Origin of the sequence: Paraburkholderia antibiotica (assembly GCF_012927125.1) — a bacterium.
In the GTDB taxonomy this organism is placed as follows: Bacteria; Pseudomonadota; Gammaproteobacteria; order Burkholderiales; family Burkholderiaceae; genus Paraburkholderia; species Paraburkholderia antibiotica.
The window spans coordinates 80,489-98,476 of the sequence record NZ_JABBFZ010000004.1; the positions used below are offsets into that span (position 1 = coordinate 80,489).

Annotated in this window: 15 protein-coding genes and 1 pseudogene; 5 read left to right on the forward strand and 11 right to left on the reverse strand. The window is 63.1% G+C overall.

All coding sequences use genetic code 11. The annotated features are described in order from the left end of the window. The first annotated feature begins 366 nt into the window (after positions 1 to 366). From HHL14_RS09450 to HHL14_RS09460, 3 genes and pseudogenes are all read left to right on the forward strand, one after another. On the forward strand, positions 367 to 2,868 hold the full coding sequence (locus tag HHL14_RS09450) for a penicillin-binding protein 1A (RefSeq protein WP_169497340.1): 2,502 nt from the start codon (positions 367 to 369) through the stop codon (positions 2,866 to 2,868). Between the two features lie 426 nt (positions 2,869 to 3,294). After that, positions 3,295 to 3,570, forward strand: coding sequence for a hypothetical protein (locus HHL14_RS09455; protein ID WP_169497341.1), 276 nt, complete (start codon positions 3,295 to 3,297; stop codon positions 3,568 to 3,570). Between the two features lie 50 nt (positions 3,571 to 3,620). After that, positions 3,621 to 3,998 (forward strand): annotated as a pseudogene (locus HHL14_RS09460) (transposase); the annotation flags it as partial. Between the two features lie 118 nt (positions 3,999 to 4,116). On the opposite strand, the gene HHL14_RS09465 reads toward HHL14_RS09460, so the two are convergent. From HHL14_RS09465 to HHL14_RS09490, 6 genes are all read right to left on the reverse strand, one after another. After that, positions 4,117 to 4,383, reverse strand: a complete 267-nt coding sequence (locus HHL14_RS09465; protein WP_169497342.1) for a hypothetical protein — start codon at positions 4,381 to 4,383, stop codon at positions 4,117 to 4,119. Beyond that, positions 4,364 to 4,882 (reverse strand): DUF2778 domain-containing protein, encoded by a 519-nt coding sequence (locus tag HHL14_RS09470; protein WP_169497343.1) that lies wholly within the window; start codon positions 4,880 to 4,882, stop codon positions 4,364 to 4,366. Before HHL14_RS09470 ends, HHL14_RS09465 begins: the two co-directional genes overlap by 20 nt. Before the next feature lie 2 nt (positions 4,883 to 4,884). After that, positions 4,885 to 5,340: a type VI secretion system tube protein TssD gene (tssD, locus tag HHL14_RS09475; RefSeq protein WP_169497344.1), complete on the reverse strand. Its 456-nt coding sequence runs from the start codon at positions 5,338 to 5,340 to the stop codon at positions 4,885 to 4,887. Between the two features lie 653 nt (positions 5,341 to 5,993). After that, a complete protein-coding gene (locus HHL14_RS09480; protein WP_169497606.1) occupies positions 5,994 to 7,526 on the reverse strand; it encodes an efflux transporter outer membrane subunit in 1,533 nt (510 codons plus the stop codon). A gap of 125 nt (positions 7,527 to 7,651) precedes the next feature. Then, positions 7,652 to 10,774, reverse strand: a complete 3,123-nt coding sequence (locus tag HHL14_RS09485; RefSeq protein WP_169497345.1) for an efflux RND transporter permease subunit — start codon at positions 10,772 to 10,774, stop codon at positions 7,652 to 7,654. Further along, positions 10,771 to 11,919, reverse strand: a complete 1,149-nt coding sequence (locus tag HHL14_RS09490) for an efflux RND transporter periplasmic adaptor subunit (RefSeq protein ID WP_169497346.1) — start codon at positions 11,917 to 11,919, stop codon at positions 10,771 to 10,773. Before HHL14_RS09490 ends, HHL14_RS09485 begins: the two co-directional genes overlap by 4 nt. Before the next feature lie 218 nt (positions 11,920 to 12,137). Between HHL14_RS09490 and HHL14_RS09495 the strand changes: the two genes are divergently transcribed. After that, positions 12,138 to 12,755: a TetR/AcrR family transcriptional regulator gene (locus HHL14_RS09495; protein WP_169497347.1), complete on the forward strand. Its 618-nt coding sequence runs from the start codon at positions 12,138 to 12,140 to the stop codon at positions 12,753 to 12,755. Between the two features lie 59 nt (positions 12,756 to 12,814). On the opposite strand, the gene HHL14_RS09500 is transcribed toward HHL14_RS09495, so the two are convergent. Continuing rightward, positions 12,815 to 13,027 (reverse strand): hypothetical protein, encoded by a 213-nt coding sequence (locus tag HHL14_RS09500; RefSeq protein ID WP_169497348.1) that lies wholly within the window; start codon positions 13,025 to 13,027, stop codon positions 12,815 to 12,817. Positions 13,028 to 13,289: 262 nt separating this feature from the next. On the opposite strand from HHL14_RS09500, the gene HHL14_RS09505 reads away from it, so the two are divergent. Then, on the forward strand, positions 13,290 to 14,354 hold the full coding sequence (locus HHL14_RS09505) for a LysR family transcriptional regulator (protein WP_169497349.1): 1,065 nt from the start codon (positions 13,290 to 13,292) through the stop codon (positions 14,352 to 14,354). A 138-nt stretch (positions 14,355 to 14,492) separates the two neighbouring features. Here the strand turns inward: HHL14_RS09505 and HHL14_RS09510 are convergent, their stop codons facing one another. The 4 genes from HHL14_RS09510 to HHL14_RS09525 form a co-directional block, all read right to left on the reverse strand. Further along, positions 14,493 to 14,723, reverse strand: coding sequence for a DUF2795 domain-containing protein (locus HHL14_RS09510; RefSeq protein ID WP_169497350.1), 231 nt, complete (start codon positions 14,721 to 14,723; stop codon positions 14,493 to 14,495). 107 nt (positions 14,724 to 14,830) lie between these two features. Next, on the reverse strand, positions 14,831 to 15,085 hold the full coding sequence (locus HHL14_RS09515) for a hypothetical protein (protein ID WP_169497351.1): 255 nt from the start codon (positions 15,083 to 15,085) through the stop codon (positions 14,831 to 14,833). 285 nt (positions 15,086 to 15,370) lie between these two features. Further along, positions 15,371 to 17,104 (reverse strand): ClcB-like voltage-gated chloride channel protein, encoded by a 1,734-nt coding sequence (locus tag HHL14_RS09520; protein ID WP_169497352.1) that lies wholly within the window; start codon positions 17,102 to 17,104, stop codon positions 15,371 to 15,373. Between the two features lie 112 nt (positions 17,105 to 17,216). Next, positions 17,217 to 17,954, reverse strand: coding sequence for a glutathione S-transferase (locus HHL14_RS09525; RefSeq protein WP_169497353.1), 738 nt, complete (start codon positions 17,952 to 17,954; stop codon positions 17,217 to 17,219). Positions 17,955 to 17,988 lie beyond the last annotated feature (34 nt).

The following is a 17,988-nucleotide window of genomic DNA, read 5'->3' on the forward strand; positions in this document are numbered from 1 at the left end:
ATCAATGAGTTGTAGTGTTTGCGAGCGGATTGTCCACAGCTATATCGACATTTTCTGTTGATAACCCCGCATAAATCACGCGTCGCGTGCGAGCATCGTGAAGCATTGCCCGAAATTACAGACCCTTACTATAAAAAGGCGTCGCGCGAAGGGAATTCTTACAAAAAAACTGCGTTGGACTGCCGCCGATTTCTTTAAAATGCGCTGTTACGTTGCGCCGGACATCGTCCGAGGCGTGCCGTGCGGCCGGCCGGGGGCAAGGTCCGCAGGGCGGCGTACGTCCCGGCCAGGATGTCGAACACGACCCATGCGCGCGCCGCGAGCGCGTGCAGACAGGCGTGCTGTTGCACGCCCATTACTCCAGTCATGCCAATCATCAAACGACCGCACTCCTCGCATTCTCCGGCCGGTGAAGACCGGGACTCCTATCAACGCACTCCTGGACGCAATGCCGCTTCGCGCGATGCCGAGCGTGGCCGCCGTTCGTTCGGCGCGTCGCTCGTGTTGTGGTTCGTCGGCCTGATCGCGACCGTGGCCGTGATCGGCGCGCTGATCCTCGGTTATGCGCTCGTCGTGATGGGGCCGCAGTTGCCCTCGCTCGACGCGCTGACCGACTATCGGCCGAAGGTGCCGCTGCGCGTCTATACCGCAGATCACGTGTTGATCGGCGAATTCGGCGAGGAGCGCCGCAGCCTCGTGCGCTTCCAGGACATTCCCGACCAGATGAAAAAAGCGGTGCTCGCGATCGAGGACTACCGCTTCTACGAACACGGCGGCGTCGACTTCGTCGGCATTCTGCGCGCCGGTTTCGCGGACCTCGCGCATGGCGGGGCGTCGCAGGGCGCGAGCACGATCACGATGCAGGTCGCGCGCAACTTCTTCCTGTCCAGCGAAAAGACCTACACGCGCAAGATCTACGAGATGCTGCTCGCGTACAAGATCGAGCGCGCGCTGACGAAGGACCAGATTCTCGAGCTGTACATGAACCAGATTTATCTGGGCGAGCGCGCGTATGGTTTCGCCGCGGCCGCACGCGTGTACTTCGGCAAGGACCTGAAGGACATCTCGCTCGCCGAGGCCGCGATGCTCGCGGGTCTGCCGAAGGCGCCGTCCGCGTATAACCCGGTCGTCAATCCGAAGCGCGCGAAGATCCGTCAGGAGTACATCCTGCGGCGCATGCTCGAGCTGAACTACATCACGCGCGACCAGTACGACGCGGCGGTGAAGGAAGAGATTCACACCAAGAATCCGGGCAACGAGTACAGCGTGCACGCCGAGTACGTCGCCGAAATGGTGCGGCAGATGATGTACGCGCAGTACAAGGACGAAACCTATACGCGCGGCCTGAACGTGACCACGACGATCGACTCGGCCGATCAGGACGCCGCGTATCGCGCGGTCCGCAAGGGCGTGATGGATTACGAACGGCGCCATGGCTATCGCGGACCGGAGGGCTTCGTGCAACTGCCCGAGGCCGGCGACGACCGCGACCAGACCATCGACGACGCGCTGACCGATCACCCGGACAACGGCGAGATCATCGCCGGCGTGGTGACCGGGGCGAGCCCGAAGCAGGTGGTTGCGCAACTGGTCGACGGCACCCAGGTGACGGTGGCGGGCGACGGCCTGCGCTTCGTGGCCGGCGCGTTGAGCGCGCGCGCGAGTGCGGCGCAGCGCATCAAGCCGGGTTCGATCGTGCGCCTGATCGCCGACGACAAGGGCAACTGGCAGATCACCCAGCTGCCGCAGGTCGAAGGCGCGCTCGTGTCGCTGACGCCGCAGGACGGCGCGATCCGCGCGTTGATCGGCGGTTTCGACTTCAACAAGAACAAGTTCAACCACGTGACCCAAGCCTGGCGCCAGCCGGGTTCGAGCTTCAAGCCGTTCATCTATTCGGCCGCGCTCGACAAGGGTCTCGGACCGGCGACCATCATCAACGATGCGCCGCTGTACTTCCCGCCGAGCGCGCCGGGCGGCGATGCATGGGAGCCGAAGGACGACGATCAGCCGGACGGTCCGATGCCGATGCGCCTCGCGCTGCAGAAGTCGAAGAACCTCGTGTCGATCCGCATCCTGTCGTTCATCGGCACCAAGTATGCGCAGGACTTCGTGACGCAGCGCTTCGGCTTCGACGCCGACAAGACCCCGCCGTATCTGCCGATGGCGCTCGGCGCGGGCCTCGTCACGCCGCTGCAGTCGGCCGGTGCGTATTCGGTGTTCGCGAACGGCGGCTATCGGATCAATCCGTATCTGATCAACGAAGTCACCGATGCGCGCGGCACGCCGCTGTCGAAGGCGCAACCGCTCGTCGCGGGTCGTGACGCGCCGCGCACGCTCGAGCCGCGTAACGCGTACATCATGAACAGCTTGCTGCATTCGGTCGCGACGGCGGGCACGGGCGCGGGCACCAACGTGCTGAAGCGCTCGGACCTGCAGGGCAAGACCGGTACGACCAACGACGCGAAGGACGGCTGGTTCGCCGGCTATCAGCAGTCGCTGGTGGCGGTGGCGTGGATGGGCTACGACCAGCCGAAGAGCCTCGGCAGCCGAGAGTTCGGTGCGCAGCTCGCGCTGCCGATCTGGGTCGAGTACATGCAGCGCGCGTTGCGTGGCGTGCCGCAGGCCGAGCCGCAGCAGCCGGACGGCGTGACGGTGGCGGACGGCGAGCTGTTCTTCACTGACATGATGCCGGGGCATGGCTTTATCGCGAGCATCGGCCTCGATTCGGGCAACCCGTTGGCGGGCGCGAGCGATGCGGTCGGTGGCGTGGGGCCGGCAGGCATGACGCCGCCGACGGTGCCGCCGCCGAGCGTGTCGTCGAGCGAGAAGAAGCAGATTATGGATTTGTTCGAGTCGAATAAGCCGTGATGATGTAATGCTTGTCCGGCGCGGCTTTGGGGTGTTCCAATAAAAGTCGCGTCGGCCATGTGCCATTAAGGTGGCCGCCGTCTTACTCCAGGATCGACAAGCCCCTACTTGCGCAGCGGACAGCGCTGCGCAAGTAGGGGCTTGTCGTTTTCGTGCGGAGCGTTGTGCTACTGGAAGCTCTATCTAAATATATTGTGCAAAGCCGAATTTGTCGTATGGCAAGTTCGATTTAATTGATTTCTTATCAAAAAAATCAATGCATACAATGCGTTCTCTGACATCGCCTGATTATTGATGTTCTAGCGAAGGTTGCATAACAATTGATCGACTTGCGGACTGGCATCGGATCCGTTCGATATTTACCGATACGCCGAAGGTGGCAGTACCTGGGTCGCAGTTGAAAGCGTATGGCGAATTGACCGTGGTATGAAAAGAATCCTGATCTGCCTCGCGGTGGGCGAATGCCTGACGGTTGCGATTTTTGCCAATGCAATCTGGTGGATCATGCATCCGGAGACGCCGCTGAACTTTTCAAACCCCATATGGAACTGGTCGGTACGGATGTATGGGGTAGAGACTGCCTCGCAAAAGTCCGACCTGGCTTTCCTTATTTCATCGGCCGGAATCGTGCTGGGATTCGCTGCGGTTGTGCAGGTCTACTGGTGGAGCAAGGTGCGTAGTCAGCGAAAATTTGACGACTAGCTGTCTTGCGATGAATAGCCATTCCGCCAGAAAAGGCAGACTGAAGAGCCGGCAATCTGCTGGCTGTGCATATTACGCCAGCCAACGAGCAGGAGCGCGCGCAGGTGGCCGAGCTTGCCCGTCAGGTTCAGCAGGTAACGGAAGGCTATACAGGCGAGGATGCCGCGCAGGCCGCGCGTAACGGAGGTATTGAACTGCATGTCATCAAGCTGCCCGAGGCGAAAAAGGGCTTCGTGCTGCTGCCGCGTTGCTGGGTGGTCGAGCGCAGTTTCGGCTGGCTCAACCGGTTCGGGCGACTGGCTCGCGATTACCAGTGCCTGCCCGAAACCTTGGCTGGTCTGCACTTCGTCGTCTTTGCCATGTTGATACTGAGCCGATTATCCAAAGTGCCTAACACCCTCCAGGGCTCGGACAGCGCTACTCTTTAACCTGGAAAGATGTGTCGGTGACCACTCCCGTTTTGGAGTGACGTATTAATTCATCAACGACGGCTCTCAGCGGCCTTTACTCTCAAAATAAAGGCCCCTGCAAAGGGGCCAGTCAAAATCACGCAGCACTACTTCTTCGCCACATTCGCCACAGTTTGATTGTCAATGCATAAAGCATGATCGTCACAATCAGATCCAGAGCCGTCATTGCAATGATGTAAAGCAACTCGTAATCGGCCACTCCGAGTCTATCCGAGATTTCGATCAAAATACCTTGCTGCTCCATAGGCATTGGTAATGGGTAGGTGTGGACATACCGCACAGATAAAACAAAGAATGCGGCAAAAAGACAGAGCTTTAAAATTCTACGGACAAGTATCGCCAATTGTCGTCACCTCGATCCATCCATAAGCACGTAATCCAGAATTGCCGGCTGGGACAGTGGTGGTATGAAGAAGCACTTGTCGAAGCTTGTTGAAATCCACGCCGCTCTTCAGTGTGATGCATCCGAAGGAGACGCCAGAACCACCAGCCGGATGCAGCCGGAAGTCACCACGCTTGACGCCATTTACCCACGTCCAATCATCTATCGTTCCGTCGTCCCGATAAAGGGCGAACCATTCATCATGATGAGATGGCCTTCCGATAATGGTATTCCATGTATCTTTCATCAAGGCCTCTAATCGAGAGCCTATTCCGCCAGTCGGCCGCGCAACGATCCAATACTTTCCGGCGGGCAATGGTCCTTTCCCCACGATAGCCGTGCATCCACCTCTGTTGCGATAAACGTTGTCCCCGGAGAATGCTGGGAACGTTCCGACGCCAGACATTGCGAGCATCAAGGTCGGAGAATTGTCGACTACAAATTTTCCATGTAGAGCCATTCTTATGCCTGCTCGTTCCAACTGTCCGTGAACTCGATGTTGCCGTCCGTATAGTGCCAAGTGATGCGCTCATACAACAGGCCGACCGATTCAGCATGATTGAGTTGCGACATGGCAGCAAGTTTGGTGTTCGTCACTCCAGGGTTGACGCCCGCCACCTTTACCCCCTCAAACAACATGATGAAATAGACCTCTTCCTGGCCCGCGTCGTTGATTTGATACCACTTCAACTCTGCCGGTTTTAATGTTTGCCCTGTGGCGATGGCTTTATAAAGATAAGGGCTAGTGGCGTCGAATTCCTTTTCCAGATTCATCGGAACATGGTTACGCGGCCCCGTGATGTTGCCTGTCTTATTATCCATCAGGATATTCACCTCGTGGCTAAACCCAATATGCTGGAATTGGAATTTCCTACCTTTACACTGGACTGCTATTAATAGATTCCCTGCGCATTTCATTTGCAGCAGGATTGATAATAACTCAAGTTATCTTTCTTCAGATATTGAGGTTAAATATTCGACGGTTAATTTTTATGAAGAGCGGCTAGATGAACTTCAACTAGCTGTCTAGCCTCTTCATGAGTGATGTTTCCACGTTGAAGAAGTCAATTCGCCTGTTTCTGGATCAGGGAATTTGTCTTGTCATAAACGTATCTTGCTTTGGAAGCGCAACGGTTGGGAGGGCTATCGGAAGCTCTTGCTCGTCTGGCGTCTGAGTTTGAAAGTTCGAGGAGTGGGTGAGTGCAGTTGCGCTTCACGCATGCAGGAATCTGATAGCACACCTCCGTCATTGGTCAGGATGCTCGCGAGGAGAGAATTCCGCTTCCTACCTGTGGTGGGGATGTCGCTCAACGTCCCTGCGCGTGTCGTGCTGCCACACCGATTCATCGGTATCACTCTCGCGCACTTGACATTGAGGCATCCCAACCTCTTCATCACAAGAAAAATCAACCGTTCAAAATCCACGCTCCAGCACGCGCTGGTTCATTTCGCGCCGCGTCAAACAAATCCTGGTTCGCTCAATGCGTTAGCGCGTTTATCAGAGAGTTTTCAACAGGCTATTCAACATAAATTGGGGATAAGTCGGCGGTCGTTAATACGGAATCCCAGGCTTAATTCACTGGGGCGCCGTTCGCTGGGTCTCCGTTCGCTGGGTCTCCGTTCGTTGTGCCAACGGAAGCTGACGCTGCAGCAGACGCCGCATCCGTTTGATCGACCGGTGGATTTCCCATCGCCTGAAACAGTGCCGCCGTATCGGTGAGCCGCGCGCTCGTATAGCGAATCTCGTCGAGCTGCGCGTTGCGCCATTGCTGTTCGCTCGAACGCGTCGAGGCAACGGGCAGCGCGCCGAGCCGGTAACGCGCCGACGTGTCGTCGAATACGCCTTGCGCGGAGCGCGCGGCGACGTTGGCGGCATCCAGCGATTGCGCGTCGTGCTCGAGCGCGGCCAGCGTGTCGGCGACGTTCTGGAACGCGGCAAGCACCGTCTGCTTGTATTGCGACACGGTCGCGTCGTAGGTCTCGAGCGCCGCGCGTCGTTGCGCGAGCAGCGCACCGCCATGAAAAAGCGGCTGTGACAGCGACGCGCCGATGCTCCAGATCGCGCCCGCGCCCGACAGCGCGACAGGCCAGCTAAAGCCGCCTTGTCCCATCGATGCCGACAGCGACAGGCTCGGGAACATCTGCGCGGTCGCCACGCCGACGTCGGCTGCCGCGGCCTTCAGTCCGGCATCGGCGGCCTGGATGTCGGGCCGCGAGCGCAGTAATTCGGATGGCACCACGACCGGTACCTGCTCGGGTACGTGCAATTGCGCGAGCGCGATGTCGTCGGGCGCGGCGTCGGGCGTGCGGCCGATCAGCACCGCGAGTGCATGACGCGTGGTCAGCCACTGCTGCTTCAACGCCGGCAGACTCGCCGACACGCTCGCCGCATTCTGTTGCGCGCTCAGCAGATCGGCGTGCGACACCGCGCCGAGTTCGTAGCGTCGCGCGGTGTCGCGTGCCTGGTCGTTGGCGAGCGTCACGAGTCGTTCGGTCGTGTCGATCTGCGCGTGCAGCGCGGCACTCGTGATCGTCGCGGTCACGATGTTCGCGGCGAGCGCGCGGCGCGCCGCATCGAGCTGATAGACCTGCACGTTCACGCGTGCGGCGAGCGCCGCGTTCGCGAGACGCGCGGCGCCGAACAGATCGAACGTGTAGTGCGCCTGCAACTGGCCGACGAACACGTTGTATAGAAACGTATTCGGCCCCGCCTCGGGAATCGCGAGCGCGCGATTGCGCGTTGCCTGACCGCCGGCGTCGATGGTCGGCAGCAGCGAACTGCCGACCTGCGCGCGCAATTGCTCGCGCGCGGCCGCGAGGCTGTGGTCGGTCGCGGCCAGCGTCGGGCTGTTGCGCAGGCCTTCGTCGACCAGCGCGTTCAGCACATCGGAGCGATACAGCTTCCACCATTCGGGCACTGGTTTGGCGCCGGCCACGAACTGTTGCGTGACGCCTTGCGCGGGCACCGTCTGCGTCGGCAGTGCTTCGGCGCCGTAGTGCGCGGGCTGCGGCATCGCGGGCGCGTCGCCGTTCGGCCCGAACGAGCAGGCGGCGAGCGCACAGGCGAGGCTCACGGCGAGCGCAGTGCGGGCCTGTCGTGGCAAATGCGACCAATGCGGCCAATGCCGCAAACGCGGCGAATCCGGCAACCGCGTCCACAACGCTTCGCGGTGCCGGGCGGACAGTGCGGACCGTGTCGAGATACTCATGCTCTTGCTCGTACTCATGCTCAGTTACCCGTGTGCGTCGCGCCGGCAGGCGTCGGCGGCTCGCGCTCGTCGGTGCGCACGCGGAACGACGCGGCGTACAGCGCGGGCAGATAGAACAGGGTGAGGATCGTCGCGCTGGTGATGCCGCCCATCAACGCGGTCGCCATCGGGCCGAAGAAGTTCGAACGCAGCAGCGGAATCAGCGCGAGCACGGCCGCGGCGGCGGTCAGCGTGATCGGCCGGAAGCGCCGCACGGTGGCGCCGACGATCGCGTCGAAACGCTTGTGCCCCGACGCGATGTCCTGCTCGATCTGATCGACCAGAATCACCGAGTTACGCATGATGATGCCGAACATCGCGATCACACCGAGCATCGCGACGAAGCCGAACGGCTGGCCGAACAGCAGCAGCGTCAGCACCACGCCGATCAGACCGAGCGGCGCGGTCAGCACGACCATCAGCACGCGCGCGAAGCTTTGTAGCTGGATCATCAGCAGCGTGAGCACCGCGATTACCATGATCGGAATCTGCGCGTTGATCGACGCCTGGCCTTTGCCGCTTTCCTCGACCGAGCCGCCGATCTCGATCCGGTAGCCGACCGGCAGCGTCGCGCGAATCGGCGCGAGCGCGCGATCCACCGCGTGCGTGACGTCGATGCCTTGCGTGCCGGGCGCGACGTCGGACTGCACGGTGATGGTCGGCTGACGATCGCGCTCCCAGATCACACCGTATTCAAGGTCGTTGCGCAGATGGCCGAGGGTGCCGAGCGGCACCGGGCCGTTGGGCGTTGGCATCGCGAGCGCGGTCAGTTGCGACGGGTCGACGCGTTCCGCGCGCGGCGCGCGCAGATCGACGCTGATCAGCTTGTCGCGCTCGCGATACTGCGTGACCGTATAGCCGGACAGCGTCATCGCGAGGAAGCTCGACACGTCCTCCGAAGTGACGCCGAGTTCGCGCGCGCGTTTCTGGTCGATCTCGAAGCGCACCGAGCGCTCGGCCGGTTCGTCCCAGTCGAACTGCACGTTGCGGGTGCCGCGGTCCGCGCGCAGCGTCGCGGCGACGCGTTCGGCGATCGAGCGCACGGTCGCGATGTCGTCGCCGCTCACGCGGAACTGCACCGGATAGCCGACCGGCGGCCCGTTCTCGAGTCGCGACAGGCGCGTGCGTACCGCCGGGAAGTTGTTGAGCAATTCGGGTTCGAGCCACTGCGCGAGCTTCTCGCGATCCTTCACCGACTTCGCGGTGATCACGAACTGCGCGAAGTTCGGCTGCGGCAATTGCTGGTCGAGCGGCAGATAGAAGCGCGGCGCGCCGGTGCCGACGAAGCTCACCGAATGATCGATCTCGGGGCGGCCCACCAGAATCTTTTCGAGGCGCTGGGCCTGGCGCAACGTGGCATCGAACGATGCGCCCTCGGGCAGGCGCACGTCGACCAGCAGTTCAGGGCGGTCCGAGCTCGGGAAGAACTGCTGCGGCACCAGTGTGAAGCCGGCCATCGCGAGCACGAACAGCGCGACCGTGATAGCCAGTACAACGAAGCGTCGTTCGACGCACCAGCCGATCCAGCCGCGCAAACGCGTATAGAAGCGCGTGTCGTAGATATCGTGCTCGTGGTCCTCCGGCTCATGCTCGTGACGTTTGCGCTCCGGCAGCAGGTGATAGCCGAGCAGCGGAATCAGCACGACCGCCGCGAGCCATGACGCGATCAGCGCGATCGCCGACACCTCGAAGATCGAGCGCGTGTATTCGCCGGTGCTCGATTTCGCGAGCGCGATCGGCAGGAAGCCGGACACGGTCACGAGCGTGCCGGTCAGCATCGGAAACGCGGTGCTGGTGTACGCGAAGGCCGCGGCGCGCGTGCGGTTCCAGCCCTGTTCGAGCTTCACCGACATCATCTCGACCGCGATGATCGCATCGTCGACAAGCAGCCCGAGCGCGAGCACCAGCGTGCCGAGCGACACCTTGTGCAAGCCGATGTCGAACAGATACATGCACAGCGCGGTCACCGCGAGCACGACCGGAATCGAGATCACGACGACCATGCCGGTGCGCACGCCGAGCGACACGAGGCTCACGACCAGCACGATCGCGACCGCCTCGGCGACCGCTTCGAGGAAGTCGTCGACCGAACGCGCGACCGCGTGCGGCATGCTCGACACTTCGACGAGCTTCAGACCCGCGGGCAGCGCCGCGCGCAATTGCGTCATCTGCTGGTCGAGCGCCTTGCCGAGGCGGATCACGTCGCCGCCCGGCTGCATCGTCACGCCGATGCCGAGCACCGGTTGGCCGCCGAAGCGCATCTGCGTGACGATCGGATCGTCGTAGCCGCGCTTGATCGTCGCGATGTCGCCGAGCCGGAACGTGCGGTTGTTGACGCGGATCAGCGTGTCGGCGAGCGCTTTCACGTCGTTGAACTGGCCGCTCGGGCGCACGAACACGCGGTCGTCGAAGGTGGTCAGTGTGCCGGCCGGCGCGACGGTGTTCTGCGCGTTGATCGCCTGACCGAGCTGCTGCGGCGAAATGCCGAGACGGGTGAGCTGCGTGTTCGGGATCTCGATGTAGATGTGCTGGTCCGGATCGCCGAAATAGTCGACCTTGCCGACGCCCGGCACGCGCAACAGCACCGAGCGCAACTGGTCCGCGTAGTCGTGCAGTTGCGCGGCGGAAAAGCCGTCGCCTTCGAGCGTGTAGATGTTGGTGTAGACGTCGCCGAACTCGTCGTTGAAGAACGGGCCCTGCACGCCGGGCGGCAGCGTCGACGCGATGTCGCCGACTTTCTTGCGCACCTGATACCAGGTCTCGGGGACCTGGCTCACCGGCGCCGAGTCTTTCATCGAAAAGAAGATCAGCGATTCGCCGGGGCGCGAGTAGCTGCGCACGAAATCGATGTACGGCGTTTCCTGCAGCTTGCGGCCGATGCGGTCGGTCACCTGGTCTTGCACCTGGCGCGCGGTGGCGCCGGGCCAGAAGGTGCGGATCACCATCACGCGGAATGTGAAGGGCGGGTCTTCGGATTGCGCGAGCCGCGTGTACGCGAGGATGCCGAACGCGGTGGCGAGCGCGATCAGGAACACGACCAGCGCCTGATGGCGCAGCGCCCACGCGGACAGGTTGAAGCGTCCTTCTTCGTGCGGCGAGCTCATGAAGCGAAGTCCTCGGGATGCAGCGGCGCGATCGCGCGGACTTTTTCGCCTGCGCTCACCGTGTGCACGCCTTGCAGCACGACGCTTTCGCCGTCCTTGAGCCCTTCGCTGACGACGATCGTGCGTTCGTCGTAGCGCGTGACTGTTACGCGGCGCAGTTCGAGCGTGTTGTCGGCGGCACGCACGACCCACACGGCCGGTTGCCGGCCTTCGTGGAACAGCGCGGTGGCCGGCAGCGTGAACAGGCCGTGCTGAGCCGCCGCGGTGGCGAGTGGCACGGCCGGCGTGACGTCGGCGGTCATGCCGAGGCGCACGTCGGGTCCAGGTTGTGCGAGCGTGAGACGCGCGCGCCACGTGCGGCTTTGCTGATCGGCGGCCGGCGACAACTCGCGCACGCGTGCGCTGAACTTGCGGCCCGGCAGCGCGGCGAGCGTCACGCTGGCGTTCTGGCCGACCGCGAAGGCGGCCAGCGCGCTTTCGGGCACATCGCACAGTACGTCGACGTCGCCGCTCCACGCGAGGTTGTAGACGGCCTGGCCCGCCGAGACGTTCTGGCCGGTGTCGGCCTGTTCGGCGGTAATCACGCCTGCGTGACCGGCGACGAGCGTCGTGTATTGCAACTGGTTCTTCGCGAGCGCGGCCTGCTGCTGTGCCTGATCGCGCTGCGCGAGCGCGGACGCGTACGCGTTGGTGGTCTGTTCGAGCTGGGCTGGCGCGATCAGGTTTTCTTTCGCCTGAGCTTTGTCGCGCTCGAGCTGCTGTTGCGCATAGACGAGGTTGTGCTGCGCGGCGTCGAGCTGTGCCTGGGCGCTGGCGGCATTTTTCTGCGCATCGGCGGGATCGAGCAACGCGACGATTTCACCGTTCTTAACCGTGTCGCCGAGCCGCACGCGCCGTTCGATGATCTTGCCGCCGACCCGAAACGACAGCGGCGTCGAATAGCGTGCCTGCACTTCGCCGGGCAGCGACCCCGCCTGCAACGCCTGACCATCCGGATGCACGATGCTGGCCACCACGGGACGCGGCGCGGGCGCCGCGGCTTCCTTCTTCGAACAGGCCGCGAGCGCGACGAGGGCCGCCAGCGCGAGCGCGCAGCCGTAACTGGAGAAACCGCGGGAGAGGTGAGGCGAGGACTGCTGGCGCATCGCTGACGATGCGGGAGAACCGGGACGCTTCACAATTACCCCAACTGGAGACAGCGAACGAACACGGCAAGCCGCAGCGGCCCGCCAGAGAAGACCGTACGCAGAATCATGTAATTCGCATACGGCTATGGCTTTAAATGACGTTTTGAATTTTAATACATACCTGTATCTGAATGGGCGAATGAATTGGAATTCTCTTCGATGCTAGACTGATGCGCATGAAACGGCAAAGACTGACAAGAGAGCAAAGCAAGGATCAGACGCGGGAGCGCCTGCTCGACGCTGCGCGGGCAATTTTCATGAAGAAGGGCTTCGTCGCGGCGAGCGTCGAAGACATCGCGGCGGCGGCCGGCTATACGCGCGGCGCGTTCTATTCGAACTTCCGTAGCAAGAGCGAGCTGTTTCTGGAACTGTTGCGGCGTGACCACGAGGCGATGCAGGCCGGCCTGCACGCCATCTTCGAGAGCGCGGCGTCGCCCGAGGAGATGCAGACGCGAGTGCTGCACTACTACAGCACGCTGCATCGCGAGAACAAGTGTTTTCTGCTGTGGGTCGAGGCGAAACTGCTCGCGGTGCGCGACGGCCGTTTCCGGTTGCGCTTTAACGCGTTCATGCACGAGAAGCTGGAGCAGTTGAGCGCGTACGTGCGGGAGTTCTCGGCGCGGGTGGGTACGCCGATGTCGATGGAACCCGAACAACTCGCGATCGGGCTGCTGGGCCTGTGCGACGGCGTGCAGTTTTTCTATACGGTCGATCCGCAGAATGTGCCGACGGAGATGGCCGAGAAGGTGCTGGCCGGGTTTTTCTCGCGTGTGGTGTTTGGGCGCGATGTGTGATGCAAAAACGCGCGACCCGGATGGATCGCGCGTCGGATACGACAAAGAATCAGAACAGATCAGTCGGTGGGCAACTGGGCGCAGATGTCGGCGGCCGGAGCGGCGCACGCGAATGCGTACTGGCCGCTGGTGCTGAGGATTTTCTCGCCGGCGTGCAGCGCGACCTTGATGTCCGGACAACGCTCGTAAGCGATGTAGGCCGAGCTTGCCGCGGCGGACCAGCAGACTAGCGAAAACGCGATTTTTTCCAGAAGCTGAAAACGATGTGGCATAGCGGTAATTTCCTTTGGCCGCTATGTTACCAGCGAACTAGGGTTTATACCTAGTCAAAACCCACAATAGACGCCGCAATAGTGAAGCGGCAGACGAAGCCCCCTAAATCTGACAAAAATGTCATGTCTGGGTCAGGGTTGGGACATGTCGGGTCGATAGAATCGATTTCGTTGGGCAAGCCCGCGCCGCACCCGTGCCGCGCGGGCCGACGCAGGCGGCAGCACTGTCGCCGGCCCGGCTTAACGAGGCAGGAGTCGTCCCATGAATCAACTGCAGTCGATGCGCGTGTTCGTCAAGGTCGCGGACCTCGGTAGTTTCGTCCGCGCGGCGGGCGCGATGGAACTGTCCAGCGCGGTGGTGACCCGGCACGTCGCGGATCTGGAGTCGCGGCTCGGCACCCGTTTGCTCAATCGCACGACGCGCCGTCTGTCGCTGACCGAAGCCGGCGCGACCTATCTGGAGCGCGTGCGCCACATTCTCACGGACCTCGAAGGCGTCGAGCAGATGGTGGTGGCGCGCAATCACGAGCCGGTCGGCACGCTGCGGATCGTCGCGCCGGTGGTGTTCGGGCTGCATAGTCTCGCGCCGCTGGTGCAGTCGTACGCGGCCCGCTATCCGGCGGTCGTGCCTGACGTCACGCTGGCCGATCGCCACGTCGATCTGGTCGAAGAGGGTTTCGACGTCGGTATTCTGGCTTCGCGGCATATGCGCAGCGCGAGCATCGTCACACGCAGGCTCACGACCGGCTGCATGACGGTCTGCGCGACGCCGGCCTATCTCGTGCAGCACGGTATGCCGACGCGCCCGGAAGATCTGCTCCGGCATCCGTGTCTGAGCCGGCCGGCCGAGCAGGGCGGCGAGGAGCGCGTGTTCAAGGGGCCGAACGGCGAAGTGCGCGTGCGGCCGCCCAATGCGATCGCCGCGAACAATACCGAGATGCTGCGGCAGTTCGCGCTGCTGAGCATGGGCGTCGCGATTCTGCCGAGCTATCTGATCGGGCGCGACCTGGCGTCGGGGCGGCTGGTGCGCCTGCTCGACGAGTATCGACTGCCGCCGATCGAGCTCACGATTGCGTACCCGAGCCGCCTGCATCTGCCGGCGAAGGTGCGCACGTTTATCGACCATCTGGTCGAGCATTTCCAGCCGGAAAGTGCGCCGCTGCCGTCTACGCGCGGGGCGTCGTCGGTGCGGACGGTGGTGGCCAGGCCGGCCGAGCCGGCGGTTCCCGACGTGGACGATGAAGCGCCCGATACACACGAACATGAAACGACGCGCCGTCTGCCGCGCGTAGCGCGGACACGGATCGCGGCGTCGTCGCAGTTCTGAACGGGCGCGTGGAGGGAGACAGGAGGCAGGAGACAAAAGGCAGGAGACGCGCGAAATGCGGTCTGCCGCGTGGTTTTATAGGCGCGGTGGCCGCGAGCAGGCACGTCCCGCACCCTCTACGGCTAATCTTGGCCGCGCCTAGATCCCCAGCCCGGGACTAAAGCTGCCGCCGATCAGCCGTGTCACCGATTCGATATCGACATAATCCTGTTCCGGCATGCCGTCGAGCATCGCCAGCACTTCGTTACTCGCGCCGGCTTCGCGCGCGGCGTCGACGAGCGCATCCTTGTTGGTGGGAAACGGGACTTCGCGAAGAAGATCGCTGATCTGCAGATCGATCGATTCGCTGGGGATGCCCGAGGCCGTCATGCGCATGCTCCCGTTGATTGCGTTGCGGTTTATCACACGAATGACCGGCCACACGCGCCCACGCCCTTACCGTGCGACCGCTTCCAAACGATACCGATCCCCAACCCTCAGGTCGTCAGATGCTCGTTCTGCCCGGTGAGGCTGCGCTCCAGATGGCGCGACTTCGGCAACGCAATGTGCTCCCATTGCTGCGGATGACGATCGTCGGTGGCCGCCACATCCGGGGCCGGCGGCGCGACCGGCGCGGCGTTCGCGCGCTGCGCGAGAGTGGCGGAATCCGTGCTGTCCGGCGCGGTATGAACCGGCGCGGCAAAACACGAGGCGGACAGCGTCACCATGGTCAACAGTGTCGAGGTTTTCATCACCCGACCTCCTAAGCTCATGCGGCGCTGACAGTTGAGCAAACTCCATGCCGTCCCCGCGTCGAAAGGACGATCAAGCTACCGGCGACGTGGCGATGCGCGGCCCGCGCTCAATTACCATCTTAGGTGGCAAATCCTGCAACGCGCGCGCATTTGCACAAAACCGAATTGTAGATTCCGGATGATGGCACGAATGCGACAAGCCGGATAGCGCGGGGCGGCGGCCGGCGCGGCCATGACGCAGGCGCCGGCCGCCCAGCCCCGAATCCGGCATGGCCCCGCCGCCTAGCGCGACGGATTCATGCGGAAGTACGCGTCGAGCAGCGAGGTCTTGTAGACCACGCCCGCCAGCTTCGGATGCGCGGCACTTTCGACCACCGGCAGCCGCTCGCCCTGAAACGCCATGAAATGCTGCAACGCCGCGCCGAGCGACATGTCCGGAGTCAGCACGTCGAAATGCGGCTGCAGATAATCGGCGGCGGTTTTCATCGACGTTTCGCGCCGCTCCAGCAGGTCGGAGGTGATGTCCTTGAGCGCGACCACGCCGAGAAACGCGCCCGAATCGTTCGCGACGTACAGATACTTGACCGGATATTCGAGGAACACGCGCGTCATGTCGTGCACGGTCGCGTTGGGCGGCACCACCGTCTGCGCGGGCCGGATCAGCTCGCGCATCTGCGTCGCGCGTAGCCGTGAGCGCTCCTGCTCCTCGCGGTTACGGTGCAGCGTGATTTCGTACATCGAGGTCTTGCCGATCGCGCGCGCGACGAAATACGCGACGACGCACGACAGCATCAGCGGCAACACGACCTGATAGCTCAGGGTCATCTCGAAGATCATCAGGATCGCCATCAGCGGCGCCTGGGTTGCGCCCGCGAGGAACGCGCCCATGCCGACCATCGCGTACGCATAATCGGCCGACGTCGCGTGCGGCCACAACTCGTGCATGCCCTGGCCGAACAGCGAGCCGACCGCCGCGCCGACGAACAGCGTCGGCGTGAAGACCCCGCCGACCGCGCCGGAGCCGGCCGTCGCCGCGGTCGCCGCAAGCTTGCAGACCAGCACGAGCACGAGTGCGGACCACGCCCACGGCGAATGCAGGATCGAGTTCACCACGCTGTAGCCGTTGCCCCACACCTCGGGTTCCCAGATCGAGATGATGCCGACGATCAAACCGCCGATCGCGAGCCTTAACGGCAGCGGCACCGGCAGCTTGCGAAAGTTCGCCTTCGACGCATCGAGCAGTCGCAGAAACTGCGGCGCCAGCACCCCGCACAGCGCGCCGAGCGCGACGAACAGCAGCACTTCGAGCCCGGTCACGGTCGGGAACACCGGCATTTCGTACGGCGGCTTGTAGCCGGCGAATTCGCGCATCGTGATGTTGGCGACCACCGCCGACACCAGCACCGGTCCGAAGCTTTCCATCGCGATCGAGCCGAGCACGATTTCGGTGACGAAGAACGCGCCGGCGATCGGCGCGCTATACGCGGACGTGATACCGGCCGCCGCGCCGCACGCGACCAGCAGGCGCAGCCGCGGCGGATCGAAGTGAACCCAGCGGCCGATCAGCGACGACGCGAGCGCCGCGAGCTGCACCATCGGACCTTCGCGGCCGATCGAGCCGCCGCTCGCGATCGTGAACAGCGACGAGACGCTGCGCCAGAGGCTCAGCCGCACCGGCACCACGCCGTCGCCGATCGCGACCGCTTCCATGTAGTCGGTGTGAGTGTTCTTGTCCGCGTGACGCCGCGCGATCAGCAGAAAGCAGCCCGCGATCAGGCCGCCCGCGGCCGGCAGCCAGATGCGCATGGTCCACGGCAGGCTGCGAGCCATTTCGACGAAGCTGCCGGAGCGGCCTGACATCGCAAACTGCAGCAGTTCGATGGCCTTGCGAAACAGGATGGTCGCGAACGCGCCGGCGATGCCGACCACGACCGACCAGACCAGCATCGTGTGGGCGTCGGAGAGACGGAAAAGGCGTTGGGCGCGGGTGCGCAGCTTCAGCAGGAATGAGAGCACGTCGGCGGTACGGGGTGTGAGGGAGGGTTGAAAAACGTGCGCCACAACAACGGCGCGCCCGCCTGGGATGGCGGGCGCGCGGCGGCGGACGCACGGGGAGCGGCGGCGCGGGTCAAGTCGCTGCCTTGTCAAGTTCCGGGTAGTGCCGGAAGATGCACGATTCGTTGTGCGCGATGCGTCGGTTCGAAGCCAGATACGCGGCGATCTTCGGCCTTGCGATCACGCTGTCGTGCAGCGCGGCGAGGCGCGGATAGTGTTCGCCGAAGCGCTGCAGCGCGCGCGGAAACGCATACAGCAGACCGTCGATCAGCTGGAACATCGACAGGTCGACGTAGCTGAGCGCGTCGCCGACCATGAAGCTGTCGCCGGCCGGATTCTGTTTCAGCACGTGCTCGAAGTACGACATGAACTTCGGGATCCGATGGTCGATGAAGTCGTGCGCGCGCACTTTCGCGGCGTCTTTCTGGTCCTCGTAGTAGAGGCTGCTCGCGAGCGGGTGATGGGTGTCGTGCGCTTCGGTGACGACGTCGGCGATCGTCAGTTGCAGGCCGTTCGCGACGTAGCGCAGGCTCTGCACCGCCGGCGTGAGATTCAGCCGTGGGCCGAGATAGAACAGGATGTTGGCGGTTTGCGAGATCACCAGATCGCCGTCCTTCAGAAACGGCGGCGCGAACGGCGGATACGGTTCGTCGGGGCTTTGCAGCACGTCCATCATCGCCTCGGTGCCGAGACCCTTCGACGGCTTGCCGCGCGCGACTTCCACATAGTCGACGCCGGCTTCCTCCAGCGCGAGCCGCACGAATTCGCCGCGGCCCTGCAGGCCATCCCAGTAATACAGTTCCAGGCTCATCGATCGATCCTCATTCCGGTCGCCCGGGCGCGGC